Origin of the sequence: Kitasatospora sp. NPDC087315 (assembly GCF_044744345.1) — a bacterium.
In the GTDB taxonomy this organism is placed as follows: Bacteria; Actinomycetota; Actinomycetes; order Streptomycetales; family Streptomycetaceae; genus Kitasatospora.
In genome coordinates this window covers 17,220-31,651 of sequence record NZ_JBIUYD010000002.1, presented here as the reverse complement: position 1 = coordinate 31,651, position 14,432 = coordinate 17,220, and the positions used below count along the sequence as shown (strand labels likewise).

The window sequence follows — 14,432 nt, the reverse complement described above, 5'->3', positions numbered from 1 at the left end:
GGGGGGGGGGGGGGGGGGGGGGGGGGGGGGGGGGGGGCGGGGGGGGGGGGGGGGGTGGGGGGGGGGGGCGGGGGGGCCCCCCCCCCCCCCCCCCCGCTTCTTCGCTTCCCCGGTGAGGGGCGTGCCGTCGCCACCGGGGCGCGCCGGGTCTAGAAGAAGCCGACGGCGTCGGGGGAGTAGCTCACCAGCAGGTTCTTGGTCTGCTGGTAGTGCTCCAGCACCGCCTTGTGGTTCTCCCGCCCGATGCCGGAGTTCTTGTAGCCGCCGAACGCCGCGTGTGCGGGGTAGGCGTGGTAGCAGTTGGTCCACACCCGCCCGGCCTGGATGGCCCGCCCGGCCCGGTACGCGGTGTTGCTGTCCCGGGTCCAGACGCCCGCGCCGAGCCCGTAGAGGGTGTCGTTGGCAAGGGTGATCGCGTCGTCGAAGTCCTCGAAACGGGTGACGGCGAGCACCGGACCGAAGATCTCCTCCTGGAAGACCCGCATGCCGTTGACGCCCTCGAACACGGTGGGCGTCACGTAGTACCCGCCGGACAGCGCGCCGCCGAGGTCGGCCTGTTCGCCGCCGGCCAGCACCTTGGCACCCTCGGCCTGACCGATCTCGATGTAGGAGAGGATCTTCTTCAGCTGGTCGTCGCTGGCCTGGGCGCCGACCTGGGTCTCGGTGTCCAGCGGGTTGCCCTGGCGCATCGAGCGCACCCGGTCCAGACCGTCGGCGAGCAGCCGGTCGTACACCGAGGCCTGGATCAGCGCCCGGCTCGGGCAGGTGCACACCTCGCCCTGGTTGAGGGCGAACATCGCGAAGCCCTCCAGCGACTTGTCGTAGAAGGCGTCCTGCTCGGTGGCGACGTCGGCGAAGAACAGGTTGGGGCTCTTGCCGCCGAGCTCCAGCGAGACGGGGATCAGGTTGCCGCTGGCGTACTGGGAGATCAGCCGGCCGGTGGTGGTCTCGCCGGTGAAGGCGATCTTGCGGATGCGGTTGCTGGACGCCAGCGGCCGGCCGGCCTCCAGGCCGTAGCCGTTGACCACGTTGAGGACGCCGGGCGGCAGCAGGTCGGCGGTCAGTTCGGCCAGCAGCAGCACGGACGCCGGGGTCTGCTCGGCGGGCTTGAGCACCACCGCGTTGCCCGCCGCCAGCGCGGGGGCGAGCTTCCAGACGGCCATCAGGATCGGGAAGTTCCACGGGATGATCTGGCCGACCACGCCCAGCGGCTCGTGGAAGTGGTACGCCACGGTGTCCTCGTCCAGCTGGGAGAGGCCGCCCTCCTGGGCGCGCAGCGCACCGGCGAAGTAGCGCAGGTGGTCGACGGCGAGAGGCAGGTCGGCGGCCAGCGTCTCGCGCACCGGCTTGCCGTTCTCCCAGCTCTCCGCGACCGCCAGTGCCTCCAGGTGCTCGGCCATCCGGTCGGCGATCCGCAGCAGGACCTGGGCGCGTTCGGCGGGCGGGGTGCGGCCCCAGGACGGGGCGGCGGCGTGGGCGGCGTCGAGCGCGGCCTCGATGTCCTCGGCGGTGCCGCGGGCGACCTCGGTGAAGATCTCGCCGGTGACCGGGCTCGGGTTCTCGAAGTACTCGCCGCGGACCGGCGGCGTCCACCGGCCGCCGATCCAGTGCTCGTAGCGGGGGCGGTAGGCGATGATGCTGCCGGGCTGTCCCGGGGGCTGGTAGACCGTCATGCTCGGGTGTCTCCTCGCGATGTCGGGCGCCGCCCCGGCGCACGGAGGGGCGGCGCGCCGGGCCGCGAACCGGGCGGCCCGGCGGAGGGTACGGACACACATGGACCGGGCGTCCCGCCGGGGCACCCGCCGCCGATCACGATAGCCGGGGACGGCGGGCGCGGCTACGGGCCGTGCGGGTCGGCTCCACGCAGAGTGGCGGGATCCGGGCCGGGTGGGGCGCCGCGGGCCGGTCAGGCCGTCTGGTAGCGGCCGGTGCGGGCCTCCCAGTCGAGGTAGCCGGCCAGCCAGGTGAGCAGCCCGTCCGCGTACCGCTGGGCGATGATCCGCTCCACCCTCGCCAGGCCCAGCTCCCGGTAGACGGCGGGGAGTTGACCGTGCAGGTGGTGGCAGCGCCCGACCATGAGCTGGGCCTCCGCCATCACCACCGCGCACGCCTCCTCGGCCGAGCAGCGGCGCTCCCGCTGCTCGATCATCACCAGGTTGTTGACGTCGCCGCGCGGCGCCTCCAGCGGGAAGGACCGGACGTCGTTGCTCAGCGAGGGGATGTCGGCGGCCAGTTGGCGCAGTTGGCGCAGGACCGGGTGGTGGAGGATGGCGGCGGGCACCTCGAAACGCCCGAGGCGCTCCACCATGTCGAAGATCGTCTCCATCGCGGCGGTGCCCCGCCTGAGTACCAGGTAGCCGTCCCGGTCCGGGGGGCGCTCGGAGATCCGCCCGGCGGCCTCGGCCGGGTGGCTGGCCAGGTACCACTCCCAGTTGTAGGCGGCGCGGGCCTGCCAGCGGGCGGGCATGCCGCTCACGCTGCGGTCCCAGAGGTCCGCGAAGGCCGTCTCCACGGGGGAGGCGGCGTTCGGGCGGGCGCCGTGCAGGACGGCGACCAGCCGCTCGCAGATCGGGGTCACCTCGGTGGGGCGGCGGCCGATCGGTCCGTCGAACTGGTCGTCGAAGAGGAAGTAGAAGCCCATCAGGTCGGCGGCCAGGGCGAGTTCGTCCGGGTCGGCGTCAGGGTAGCCGAGCGCGGCGAGCTCGACCACCTCCCAGTGCGCGTAGGAGGGGTGGCCGGGGTCGGGGAGCAGCGGGTGGCGGGTCAGCCAGTCGCGGTGCAGTGCGGCGGCGTACGGTCCGTGGAGACTGCGGCGGTGCGGGAACGGAATCTGAAGTGATGTGTCGTCAGACATCGGACTCCCGGTGCAGCGAAGGGTGGGGGCACTTCTGGTGCGAGCAGTGGTCGTGGGGGAGTTGAGGCGGCGCCTCGACAGCCGGAGGCTTGCATGACAAGATCAACTCAGCCTCGCGGGCCGTAGAGTATCCGATGCAATGATCCGACGTTAGGGATATAGGGCAATTGCCCTGGGTCGACGGCCCGAACCCTCAATCTCCGCCCCCGCCAGGGTGAATGCCGCGCGGCATGCCCTCGGCGGCGCTAATCTCGGCTCCACGAGCAGGGAACGGCGAGGCGGAGGCGCGACGGTGACCGAGCAGGGACACGAATATCGGGCGGTGGGCGGCACCAGCCGGGAGGGGGACGCCGCGACACACCGGATCAGACTGCGTGACCGGGACTCGGAACTCCGCTCGGCGGAGACCGCCGTGGACAAGCTCTGCCGCGAGTTCGCCGCCGGCGGCACCGAGATCGGCGAGCTGCTGACCTTCTCCGGCCGGCCCGGCATCGGCAAGACCAGCCTGCTGCACGAGGTCCGCCGGATCGCCAAGCTCCGCGACGGCGCCACCGTGCTGTTCGCCCGGGGCGGCGAGCGCCAGTTCAACGAGCCCTACCACGTCCTGCGCCAGCTGCTCCAGCCCGTCCTCAGCAGCCTCCCGCCCGCCGAGTTCCGGCAGGTCATGGGCACCTGGGAGGAGGTCGTCGGACCGGCCATGGGCCTCAAGCAGCCCAAGGTCGGGGCCCGTCGCCTCGACCCGCAGGGCGTGCGCGACGGACTCGACTACGTCCTGACCCAGCTGGCGCCCCGGCGAGCCCCGTTGGTGATGATCGTCGACGACCTGCACTGGGCCGACCTCGAATCCCTCGGCTGGCTGACCCAGTTCGCGGTACGCGCCCGCGAACTGCCGGTCCTGCTGGTCTTCGCCTACCGCGACGACATCGTGGACTGGCAGAGCGAGGCCCACCAGCACCGTACCGCCGTCATCGAACTCGCCACCCGTCGGCATGAGCTGAACCGGCTCTCCCTGGTCTCCGTCACCGACATCATCCGCGCCGAACTCGGCGACACGGCGGAGGACGCCTTCTGCTACGAGTTCTGGAACGTCGTCAACGGTAATCCCTACGAGGCCGTCGCCCTGCTCGACCAGGTCCGGGACCAGGCACTCGACCCGGTCGAGGAGAACTCCCTCCAACTGCGCGAACTCGCCGTCGACGCCACCGGCATGACCCTCAAGGGCTGGCTGGAGCGGCTCGGTGCCACCACCCTGCGGTTCGCCTGGGCCGCCGCGATGCTCGGCACCGACATCCGGCCCGACCTCGCCGCCCGGATCTCCACCCAGAGCGCCGAGGGCGCCCGCGAGTCCATCAAGCAGCTGCGCAAGCAGCGGGTCCTCACCCAGACCCCCAACGGGAACCTGGAGTTCGTCCACCCGCTGATCGGCAGCTCCATCTACAACACCATGCCGGAGTCCACCCGCACCGGCATGCACGGGGTCGCCGCCGCCGAGATCGAGAACGCCGGGCTCGGCCTCCTCGCCGCCTCCCGCCACCTGGTGGAGACCTTCCCCGGCGAGGGCGACGACCGCACCGTCCGCAAACTGCGCCGGGCCGCCGCCGAACACCTGCTGATCGGCGCCCCCGAGGCCGCCCAGCGCTGTCTCCACCGCGCCATCGCCGAACCGCCGGACGACGAGGACCGCGCCGAGGTGCTGTACGAACTCGGCTGCTCCGCGCTGCTCACCGACCCGGTCGCCACCGTCAACCAGCTGCGGCTCGCCCTTGACCCGGAGGAGGGACCGCTGCGCCCCTCCCTGCGGGTGGACGCCACCTTCCGGCTCTCCGAGGTCCTCGCCCACAGCGGCGAGCTCGGCCAGGCCGCGGTGGTCTGCCAGGAGGAGGCCGAGAAGACCACCGGCGACCCGGCGGGCCGGCTCCGGCTGGAAGCCGCCTCGTTCATGTGGCACGCCTTCCGCAAGTCCGAGGAGAACGGGCCCGCCCGCTCCGAACGCCTCGGCGAGCTCTGCCGCAGCCTCACCGGCCGCGAGGCCGCCGACCGGGCCGTGCTCGCGATGCGCGCCTGGGACCTCACCCTGCGCGGGCAGGCCTCCGCCGAGGCCCTGCGGCACGCCGACGACGTGCTCGACCACGGCCGGCTGCCCAAGGGCCTCGGCTGGACCGACAACACCTGGGGCTTCGAACTGCCCTCCATGCTGGGCCTCACGTACACCTACAACGACCGCATCGCCCAGGCCGAGCGGCTGTTCGCGGACGCCATCGTCCAGTTCGAGATCGCCGGATGGAGCGGCGCCCACCGGGGCTTCGCCTACTTCCTGATGGGCCTGGCCCGGTTCCGCCGCGGACTGCTCGCCGAGGCCGAGGACTTCCTCCGCCGCGCCCTGCGGCTCTCCGAGCGGATCGGCCCCAAGCTGCCGCTCGCCTGGGACGCCGTCGGCGTGCTGGTGGACACCCTGCTCGCCCGCGGCCGCACCCGCGAGGCCTGGGACCTCGCGATCGGCTTCGGCTTCAACCCGCCGTACCACGCCAACGCCATGGTGCTGCCGGACGCGCCCTCGCTGTACGGCAAGCTGCTGCTCGCCGTGGACCGGCCCGCCGGGGCCGCCGCCGCGCTCACCGAGGCCGGTGCCCAGTTGCAGGCGCGCGGCTGGCACAACACCGTGTGGGCGCCCTGGGCCAGCCACCTCGCCATCGCGATCGCCCCGGACGAGCCCGAGCGCTCCCGCGACCTGGCCCAGCGGGCCGTCCAGGACGCCCAGGCCTTCGGCACCGCCTCGGCGATCGGCACCGCGCTGCGGCTGCACGCCCAGATCGAGGACGGCCAGCAGGCGGTGGAGCTGCTGGAACAGGCCGTCACGCACCTCGGCCAGTCGCCCGCCGGGTACGAACACGCCGTCGCCCTGGTCGACCTCGGCGCCGCACTGCGCCGGGTCGGCCGGCTGGAGGACGCCCAGGAGTACCTGTACCAGGGCATCGAGCTGGCCCAGCACTGCGCCGCCGACGGCCTGGTCGACCAGGCCCGCCGCGAGCTGGCCAACTACGGCCTGCGGCCCAACCGGCTGGGCGACTTCCGCGAGACGCTCAGCCAGCCCGAGTGGGACGTCGCCCGGCTCGCCGTCCGGGGCGTGCCGCCGCAGCGGATCGCCGAGGAACTGGGCGTCCAGCTCAGCCTGGTCAACCGTCGGCTGGCGGCCGTCTACCGCAAGGCGGGCAGCGGCCCGGACGGCCTCGCCTCGGCCCTCGGCCTGCCGCCCGAGCAGCGCGGCGGCTCCGACTGGTCCGACAGCGGTCGGCGGTAGCGCGCGGGGGCGCGGGGGCGGCGCGCAGGACGGCCGTACCGCCCCCGCCCCCACTGCTCTGGCTAGGCTGACGCACACCGGGCCCGCCACAGCGGCCCCGGACGGACCCGGAACCAGGTGGCCGCGGTGCGCCGTGGCCCACCAGTGAGGAGCAGGCCATGGCGACGCCCCCGGCGAACGGGCCGCAGGCGACCAGCGTGCGGCGCGAACCCTTCGAGGCCTCGGGCGCGGGTGCCGCGATCGAGCGCTGGACGCTGCGCGCCGGCCCGTACGAGGCGAGCGTGCTCACCCTCGGTGCCACCCTGCACACCCTGACCGCCCCCGACCGGGCCGGCCGGCCCGCGCAACTCCTGCTCTCCACCGACCGGCTGAGCGAGATCCTCGGCCCGGCCCGGCACTACGGCACCGTCGTCGGCCGGTACGCCAACCGGATCGACCGCTGCGGGTTCACCATCGACGGCGAGGAGTACCCGCTCGCCCCCACCGGTGGCGGCGTCACCATCCACGGCGGCCCGGACGGCTTCGCGCACCGGATCTGGGAGGCCGGGCAACTGCCCGCAGGCGTGCGGCTGCGGCTGCACAGTCCGGACGGCGACCAGGGCTTCCCCGGCGCGCTCGATGTCACCGTCGACTACACCCTCGACCCGGCCGGCGAACTGGTCATCGCCTACCGGGCCGTCACCACCAGGCCGACCGTCGTCAACCTGACCAATCACGCGTACTTCAATCTTTCGGGCGAAGGCAGCGGAGACATCCTCGGCCACCTGCTCACCCTCGACGCCGAGGAGTACACCCCGGCCGACGCGCGGCAGATCCCGTACGGGCGGACCGAGCCGGTGGCCGGCACCCCGTTCGACTTCACCGCGGCCCGGCCGATCGGCAAGTCCGTGCACGACGAGCACCCCCAGCTGGCCGGCCCGGGCGGCTACGACCACAACTGGGTGCTGCGGCCGCGTCCGGCCGACGGCACCCCGGCCCGGGCCGCGCTGCTGGAGGACCCGGCCAGCGGCCGCACCCTGGAGGTGCTGACCACCGAGCCGGGCATCCAGGTCTACACCGCCAACACGTTCCAGGGCGCGGTGACCGGCGCGAGCGGTGTCCCGTACGGGCCGTTCGCCGGGATCGCGCTGGAGACCCAGCACTTCCCGGACTCCCCGCACCACCCGGCCTTCCCCAGCACCGAGCTGCGGCCGGGGGAGGAGTTCCGCTCCACCACCGTGCTGCGCCTGGGCGTCGCCTGACCGGTCAGCCGCGGGGCGGTTCCCGGCGCATGCAGAGCCTGGGCCAGCGGTCCAGACCGTGCTCGGCCTCCTTGCGCCGGATCTCCCGCAGGCCGGGGGTGACCTCGGCGTCGGCGAGCGGCCGGAAGCCGCAACGGGCGTAGTAGGGGGCGTTCCAGGGGACGTCGGCGAAGGTGGTGAGGGTGAGCGCGGGCGCGTCGGTGGTGGCCGCGAGGTGCTCGATCAGCGCCCGGCCGATCCCCTGGCGGGCGTGGCCGGGGTGGACGGAGACCTGTTCGATGTGCAGCGCGCCGTCCACCGGCTCGGCCAGCAGATAGCCGACGGGCGCGCCGCCGTCCTCCTCCAGGGCCACCAGGGCGACGCCCCCGTCCAGGTAGTGGACGAGCTCCTCGGGCGCGGGCGGTTCGTCCTCGGCGATCTCCGGCATCCCGATCGCGGCGAACGGCGCCCCGGCGGCCCGTTCCAGCTCGCACAGCAGCGGCAGTTCGTCCCTCTTCGCGGCTCTGATTCGCATGCCGTCAGTCTGCTGCAAGCGGCGCTCCGCGGTTCAGGCGGGTGGGGGCGGAGCCGGTCCGGGCACGGTACGGAGCCGGACGAAACGGGCGAACGCTGATGATTCGTCCACTGTCAACCACCGGGTGGCAACGTCGAGGACACGTGGATGTAACGATCGGCATTTCTTGCAGAAACTTGCTGCAAGGTCTTTCCGTGGCGATTGCGCCGCTGTTAACTTCCTTCCGAGCCCGACGGCAGCAACGGTGCGGTCGCGGCGAGGCAGCCATTATGCGCCTGCCTCCCACTATCTCGGGCACCCCCACCCTCCCAAGGAGTTCTCATGCGGCGTGGCATCGCGGCCTCTGCCCTCGTTGTGGCCCTCGCGGTCTCGATGGCTGCCTGTGGCAGCAGCGGCTCCAGCTCGAACGGCAAGGCCGACGGGCCGGTCACCCTCACCTACTGGGACACGTCGAACGCCACCAACGAGGCGCCGAACTACCAGGAACTCGTCAAGAAGTTCGAGGCCGCCAACCCGACCGTCAAGGTCGACTTCGTCAACGTGCCGTTCGACCAGGCGCAGAACAAGCTCCAGACCGCCATGGGGGCCAAGGGCGCTCCGGACGTGTTCCGCTCCGAGGTCGGCTGGACCGCCGCCTTCGCCAAGGCCGGCTACCTGGAGCCGCTGGACGGCACCCCGGCCGCCGCCGACTCCGCCGCCTTCCAGCCCAGCCTGGTCCAGCAGGCCAAGTACGAGGGCAAGATCTACGGCGTCCCGCTGGTCACCGACACCCTGGGCCTGCTCTACAACAAGGAGCTGTTCACCAAGGCCGGTATCACCGAGGCCCCCAAGACCTGGGACGAGCTGAAGACCGCCGCCGCCGCCGTCAAGGAGAAGGCCGGCGTGGACGGCTTCTGGCTGAAGGCCGCCGACGGCTACTACGCGATGCCGTTCCTGTTCGGCGAGGGCACCGACACCGTCGACGCCGCCACCAAGAAGATCACCGTCGCGTCGCCCGAGGCCGTCAAGGGCATCGAGACCTACAAGTCGCTGTTCACCTCGCCCGGCACCGTCAAGGCCGACGTCACCACCGACGCCTACGCGCACATGATGGACGCCTTCAACAGCGGCAAGGTCGCGGCCATCATCCAGGGCCCCTGGGAGATCACCAACATCTACAAGGGCTCCGCGTTCGCCGACAAGACCAACCTCGGCATCGCCCCCGTCCCGGCCGGCTCCGCCGGCAAGGCCGGCGCCCCCACCGGCGGCCACAACATCTCCGTCTACGCCGGCGCCGACCAGGCCCACAAGGCCGCCGCCGAGAAGTTCGCCGCCTTCATGACCTCCGCCGAGAGCCAGGCGTTCATCGCGCAGAAGAACTCCACCCTGCCGACCCGCGCCGACGCCTTCACCCCCGAGGTCAAGGCCGACCCCGGCATCGCGGGCTTCCAGGCCGTGCTCGGCAGCGCCAAGCCGCGCCCCGAACTGCCCGAGTACAGCTCGCTGTTCGCCTCGCTCGGTACCAACCTCGGCAAGGTGGCCCAGGGCACCGGCACCCAGGACGGCCTGAACACCGTCGCCACCGACTACGCCAAGCTCCTCCCGGGCTTCGCCAAGTAGTCCGGGGGCTTCCCCGACAAGCCCCCGTCGTCCGGCCCGCCGCGCTCCCTCCCGGCGGGCCGGACGGCCAGCTCCGTACCAGCAGTCGCCGAAGCGGGCGGCGGACCTCCTGAGAAGGTGTCAATCGATGTCAGTCGCCGTGCAGGGCGCCACCGGCAAGGGCAGCCGGGAGCGCGATTCGCGTCCGGGCCCGATGGAGCGGCTCAAGCGCTCCTACGCCAAGCACTGGTACGCCTACGCGATGATCACGCCGGTGGTGCTGGTGCTCGGCGTGCTGGTGCTCTACCCGCTCGCCGAGGGCATCTGGCTCACCCTCACCGACGCCAACAGCCTCAACGCCGCCCGCAAGATCGGCGTCAACGAGATCCCGGCCAGCTACAAGTTCGTCGGCTTCGACAACTACGCCGACATCCTCTGGGGCCCCGGCTCGTACGACCGCTTCTGGTCGCACTTCGTCTGGACCATCACCTGGACGGCGCTCTGCGTCTTCCTGCACTACACCATCGGCCTGGGCCTGGCCCTGCTGCTCAACCAGAAGCTGCGCGGCCGCGCCGTCTACCGGATGCTGCTCATCCTGCCGTGGGCCGTGCCGACCTTCGTCACCGTCTTCTCCTGGCGGCTGATGCTCGCCGACGGCGGCGCCGTCAACGGGCTGCTCTCCTCCCTGCACCTGCCCGAACCCGGCTGGCTGGACGACCCGCTGGCACAGAAGGCCGCCGCGATCCTGGTCAACACCTGGGTCGGCGTGCCGTTCATGATGATCTCGCTGCTCGGCGGCCTGCAGTCGATCCCGGCCGAGCTGTACGAGGCCGCCGAGATGGACGGCGCCACCCCCTGGCAGCGCTTCCGGTACGTCACCCTGCCCGGGCTGCGCACCGTCTCCTCCACCGTCGTCCTGCTCGGCGTGATCTGGACGTTCAACCAGTTCGCGGTCATCTTCCTGCTGTTCGGCACCAGCGGAGCGCCCGACGCCCAGCTGCTCGTCACCTGGGCCTACCGCCTCGGCTTCGGCCAGCAGCCCCGGGACTACGCGCAGTCCGCCGCCTACGGTGTGATCCTGCTCTCCATCCTGATCGTCTTCACCGCCTTCTACCGGCGCTGGCTCGCCCGCAACGAGCAGGCCAACGGCTGACGCCCCGCAACCCCAGCGACCACGAAGGCAGGTACCCCCGATGAGCACCACCACCGACCGACCCACCGTCCGCACCGCGGGCGCGGCCGCCCCGGCCGCCAAGCCGGCCCGGGTCCGCCGCCGCGGCGAGGCGAGCCCGCTGGTCAAGACGCTGTCGCACGGCACGCTGATCCTGGCCAGCCTGATCGCGCTCTTCCCGGTGGCGTGGATCCTCTACGTCTCGCTCGGCCCCGACAAGACGGACTACCTCCACCCCGGGGAGATCTTCGACAAGATGACGCTGTCGAACTACCACACGGTGCTGTTCGACACCGACTTCTTCACCTGGTTCGGCAACGCGTTCCTGGTCTCCGGGGTCACCACGGTCTTCGGCGTGCTGATCGCCGCCACCACCGGCTACGCCGTCTCCCGGATGCGCTTCCCCGGCCACAAGCCGCTGATGTGGTCGCTGCTGGTCACCCAGATGTTCCCGATCGCGGTGCTGATCGTGCCGATGTACACGATCCTCTCCGACCTCGGCCTGCTGGACAGCTACCTCGGACTGATCCTGGTCTACTCGACCACCACCGTCCCGTACTGCGCCTGGCTGCTCAAGGGCTACTTCGACACCATCCCGGTGGAGATCGACGAGGCCGGGCGGGTCGACGGGCTCAGCCCGTTCGGCACCTTCTGGCGGCTGGTGCTGCCGCTCGCCCGGCCGGGCCTGGCGGTGGCGGCGTTCTACTCCTTCCTGACCGCCTGGGCCGAGGTGGCCTTCGCCTCCACCTTCATGCTCAGCTCCGACAAGTACACCCTCGCCGTCGGCCTGCAGACCTTCGTCAGCGAGCACGACGCCCAGTGGAACCTGATGGCGGCGACCGCGGTCCTGATCGCGATCCCCTCCTCGGCCCTCTTCTACCTGGTGCAGCGTCACCTGGTCACCGGTCTCACGGCCGGCGCCTCCAAGTCCTGACCGCTGCCGTATCCACCGCCTAGTCCCCAAGGGATACCGTCCATGACCCAGAACCTGGCCGACACCTCCCGGCCCGCCGCCGACGCCACCGCTCACGAGGCGAGCACCGGCGCGTCCAGAGACTGGTGGCGGGACGCGGTCATCTACCAGGTGTACCCGCGCAGCTTCGCCGACTCCAACGGCGACGGCATGGGCGACCTGCCCGGCATCCGCAGCCGCCTGCCCTACCTGCGCGACCTCGGCGTGGACGCGGTCTGGCTCTCGCCGTTCTACGCCTCGCCGCAGGCCGACGCCGGTTACGACGTGGCCGACTACCGCGCGGTGGACCCGATGTTCGGCACCCTGCTGGACGCCGACGCGCTGATCCGCGACGCCCACGAGCTGGGCCTGCGGATCATCGTGGACCTCGTCCCCAACCACTCCTCCGACCAGCACGAGTGGTTCCAGCGGGCGCTGCGCGACGGCCCCGCCTCGCCGCTGCGCGAGCGCTACCACTTCCGTCCGGGCAAGGGAGAGAACGGCGAACTGCCGCCCAACGACTGGGAGTCCATCTTCGGCGGCCCGGCCTGGACCCGCTCGGAGAACCCGGACGGCACCCCGGGCGACTGGTACCTGCACCTGTTCGCCCCCGAGCAGCCCGACTTCAACTGGGAGAACACGGCCGTCGCCGACGAGTTCCGCTCGATCCTGCGGTTCTGGCTGGACATGGGCGTCGACGGCTTCCGGATCGACGTCGCCCACGGCCTGGTCAAGGCCCCCGGCCTGCCCGACCTCGGCGGCGCCGACCAGCTCAAGCTGCTCGGCAACGACGTCATGCCGTTCTTCGACCAGGACGGCGTGCACGAGATCTACCGCAGCTGGCGGACCATCCTGGACGAGTACCCGGGCGAGCGGATCGGCGTCGCCGAGGCCTGGACCCCGACCGTCCAGCGCACCGCCAACTACGTCCGCCCCGACGAACTGCACCAGGCCTTCAACTTCCAGTACCTGGGCACCTCCTGGGACGCCGCCGAGCTGCGCGAGGTGATCGACCTCTCGCTCGACTCGATGCGCCCGGTGGAGGCCCCCACCACCTGGGTGCTCTCCAACCACGACGTCACCCGGCACGCCACCCGCTTCGCCAACCCGCCGGGCCTGGGCACCCAGATCCGCACCGCCGGCGACCGCGGCCTCGGCCTGCGCCGCGCCCGTGCCGCCACCCTGCTGATGCTCGCGCTGCCCGGCTCCGCGTACATCTACCAGGGTGAGGAGCTCGGCCTGCCGGACGTCACCGACCTGCCCGACGAGGTCCGCCAGGACCCGTCGTTCTTCCGTCAGGCGGGCCAGGACGGCTACCGCGACGGCTGCCGGGTGCCGATCCCGTGGTCCGGCACCGAGGCCCCGTACGGCTTCGGCCCGACCGCCGGCGGCCCGAGCTGGCTGCCCCAGCCCGCCGAGTGGGCCGCGCTCAGCGTCGAGGCGCAGACCGGTGACCCGACGTCCACCCTGGAGCTGTACCGCAGTGCGCTGGCCGTCCGGCGTGCGCAGCCCGGGCTGGGCGCCGGCACCGAGGTCGAGTGGCTGGACGGCCCCGAGGGCACCCTGACGTTCCGCCGCGGCTCGTTCGTGTGCACGGTGAACACCACCGACCAGCCGGTCAGGATAGCCGTGCCCGGCCGGCTGCTGCTCGCCTCCGCCGACCTGGAGGTGGATGGCGGCGAGACCGTGCTGGCCCCGGACAGCACCGGCTGGTGGGCGGTCTGACGTGGTTGCAATAGGCTCTGGGACCGTGACTACGGCGCGACTCTCAGACATCGCGGCGCAGGCGGGGGTCAGCGAAGCCACCGTCTCCCGCGTACTCAACGGCAAGGCGAACGTCTCCGCCGCCACCCGGCAGACCGTGCTGGCGGCGCTGGACGTGCTCGGCTACGAGCGGCCGACCCGCCTGCGCCAGCGCAGCGCCGGACTGATCGGGCTGATCACCCCGGAGCTGAGCAACCCGATCTTCCCCGCGCTGGCCCAGGTGATCGAGCAGGTGCTGAGCCGGCACGGCTACACGCCGGTGCTCTGCACCCAGACGCCCGGCGGCTCGACCGAGGACGAACTGGTCGAGATGCTGGTCGACCGGGGCGTGGCGGGCATCGTCTTCGTCTCCGGCCTGCACGCCGACACCACCGCCGACCACGACCGGTACGCCCGGCTGGCCGGCCGGCAGGTGCCGTTCGTGCTGATCAACGGCTACAGCGAGAAGATCGACGCGCCGTTCATCTCGCCGGACGACCGGGCCGCGATGTGGATGGCCGTCCAGCACCTGGCCGAACTCGGCCACGAGCGGATCGGCCTGGCGGTCGGGCAGCGGCGGTACGTACCGGTGCTGCGCAAGATCGAGGGCTTCACGGCGGCCATGCGGGCGGTGCTCGGCAAGACCCAGGAGGAGGCCGAGGACCTCGTCCACCACACGCTGTTCAGCGTGGAGGGCGGGCACGCGGCGGCCGGCGCGCTGCTCGACAAGGGCTGCACGGCGATCGTCTGCGGCAGCGACATGATGGCGCTCGGCGCGATCCGCGCGGTGCGTCAGCGGGGCCTGGCCGTCCCGCAGGACGTCTCGGTGGTCGGCTTCGACGACTCGCCGCTGATTGCCTTCACCGAGCCGCCGCTCACCACCATCCGCCAGCCGGTCGAGGCGATGGCCACCGCCGCCGTCGACGCTCTGCTGGAGGAGGTCGGTGCGAACGCCGCCCAGCGCGGGGAGTTCATGTTCCAGCCGGAGCTGGTGATGCGCGGCTCCACCGGGGCCTGCCCGCGGTGAACCGGTGCCGGGGCCCCCGGGGAGCGAACGCTCCCCGGGGGCCCCGGCCGTGCC

At 72.1% G+C, this 14,432-nt stretch carries 10 protein-coding genes; 7 read left to right on the top strand and 3 right to left on the bottom strand.

Going from position 1 to position 14,432, the window contains the following annotated elements; translation table 11 throughout:
* Nucleotides 1–149: 149 nt before the first annotated feature.
* Both ACIO5D_RS03015 and ACIO5D_RS03010 read right to left on the bottom strand, forming a co-directional pair.
* Nucleotides 150–1,673: an aldehyde dehydrogenase family protein gene (locus ACIO5D_RS03015; RefSeq protein WP_400793746.1), complete on the bottom strand. Its 1,524-nt coding sequence runs from the start codon at nucleotides 1,671–1,673 to the stop codon at nucleotides 150–152.
* Between the two features lie 233 nt (nucleotides 1,674–1,906).
* On the bottom strand, nucleotides 1,907–2,854 hold the full coding sequence (locus tag ACIO5D_RS03010) for a terpene cyclase (RefSeq protein WP_363614039.1): 948 nt from the start codon (nucleotides 2,852–2,854) through the stop codon (nucleotides 1,907–1,909).
* Between the two features lie 292 nt (nucleotides 2,855–3,146).
* Here ACIO5D_RS03010 and ACIO5D_RS03005 point away from each other — a divergent pair, with 292 nt between their 5' ends.
* Nucleotides 3,147–6,152: an AAA family ATPase gene (locus ACIO5D_RS03005; protein ID WP_363614037.1), complete on the top strand. Its 3,006-nt coding sequence runs from the start codon at nucleotides 3,147–3,149 to the stop codon at nucleotides 6,150–6,152.
* A gap of 158 nt (nucleotides 6,153–6,310) precedes the next feature.
* Nucleotides 6,311–7,393, top strand: coding sequence for an aldose epimerase family protein (locus ACIO5D_RS03000; protein WP_363614035.1), 1,083 nt, complete (start codon nucleotides 6,311–6,313; stop codon nucleotides 7,391–7,393).
* Between the two features lie 4 nt (nucleotides 7,394–7,397).
* Here ACIO5D_RS03000 and ACIO5D_RS02995 read toward each other — a convergent pair whose 3' ends face one another.
* Complete coding sequence (locus ACIO5D_RS02995) at nucleotides 7,398–7,907, bottom strand: GNAT family N-acetyltransferase (RefSeq protein WP_400793745.1); 510 nt, start codon at nucleotides 7,905–7,907, stop codon at nucleotides 7,398–7,400.
* A 321-nt stretch (nucleotides 7,908–8,228) separates the two neighbouring features.
* Between ACIO5D_RS02995 and ACIO5D_RS02990 the strand changes: the two genes are divergently transcribed.
* The 5 genes from ACIO5D_RS02990 to ACIO5D_RS02970 all read left to right on the top strand — a co-directional run bounded on the left by ACIO5D_RS02990 (nucleotide 8,229) and on the right by ACIO5D_RS02970 (nucleotide 14,378).
* Nucleotides 8,229–9,506, top strand: a complete 1,278-nt coding sequence (locus ACIO5D_RS02990) for an extracellular solute-binding protein (RefSeq protein WP_400649207.1) — start codon at nucleotides 8,229–8,231, stop codon at nucleotides 9,504–9,506.
* Nucleotides 9,507–9,633: 127 nt separating this feature from the next.
* A complete protein-coding gene (locus ACIO5D_RS02985; RefSeq protein WP_363614029.1) occupies nucleotides 9,634–10,638 on the top strand; it encodes a sugar ABC transporter permease in 1,005 nt (334 codons plus the stop codon).
* Between the two features lie 40 nt (nucleotides 10,639–10,678).
* The gene (locus ACIO5D_RS02980) at nucleotides 10,679–11,590 is read left to right on the top strand and encodes a carbohydrate ABC transporter permease (RefSeq protein ID WP_363614027.1); all 912 of its coding nucleotides are present in this window, start codon (nucleotides 10,679–10,681) and stop codon (nucleotides 11,588–11,590) included.
* A 42-nt stretch (nucleotides 11,591–11,632) separates the two neighbouring features.
* On the top strand, nucleotides 11,633–13,333 hold the full coding sequence (locus tag ACIO5D_RS02975) for a glycoside hydrolase family 13 protein (protein WP_363614025.1): 1,701 nt from the start codon (nucleotides 11,633–11,635) through the stop codon (nucleotides 13,331–13,333).
* 25 nt (nucleotides 13,334–13,358) lie between these two features.
* Nucleotides 13,359–14,378, top strand: a complete 1,020-nt coding sequence (locus ACIO5D_RS02970) for a LacI family DNA-binding transcriptional regulator (protein WP_363614023.1) — start codon at nucleotides 13,359–13,361, stop codon at nucleotides 14,376–14,378.
* The last annotated feature ends 54 nt before the right edge of the window (nucleotides 14,379–14,432 follow it).

Coding starts and splice junctions, on each gene's coding strand:
- ACIO5D_RS03015 (WP_400793746.1), bottom strand. CDS start 1,673: ATGACGGTCTACCAGCCCCCGGGACAGCCCGGCAGCATCATCGCCTAC.
- ACIO5D_RS03010 (WP_363614039.1), bottom strand. CDS start 2,854: ATGTCTGACGACACATCACTTCAGATTCCGTTCCCGCACCGCCGCAGT.
- ACIO5D_RS03000 (WP_363614035.1), top strand. CDS start 6,311: ATGGCGACGCCCCCGGCGAACGGGCCGCAGGCGACCAGCGTGCGGCGC.
- ACIO5D_RS02995 (WP_400793745.1), bottom strand. CDS start 7,907: ATGCGAATCAGAGCCGCGAAGAGGGACGAACTGCCGCTGCTGTGCGAG.
- ACIO5D_RS02990 (WP_400649207.1), top strand. CDS start 8,229: ATGCGGCGTGGCATCGCGGCCTCTGCCCTCGTTGTGGCCCTCGCGGTC.
- ACIO5D_RS02985 (WP_363614029.1), top strand. CDS start 9,634: ATGTCAGTCGCCGTGCAGGGCGCCACCGGCAAGGGCAGCCGGGAGCGC.
- ACIO5D_RS02980 (WP_363614027.1), top strand. CDS start 10,679: ATGAGCACCACCACCGACCGACCCACCGTCCGCACCGCGGGCGCGGCC.
- ACIO5D_RS02975 (WP_363614025.1), top strand. CDS start 11,633: ATGACCCAGAACCTGGCCGACACCTCCCGGCCCGCCGCCGACGCCACC.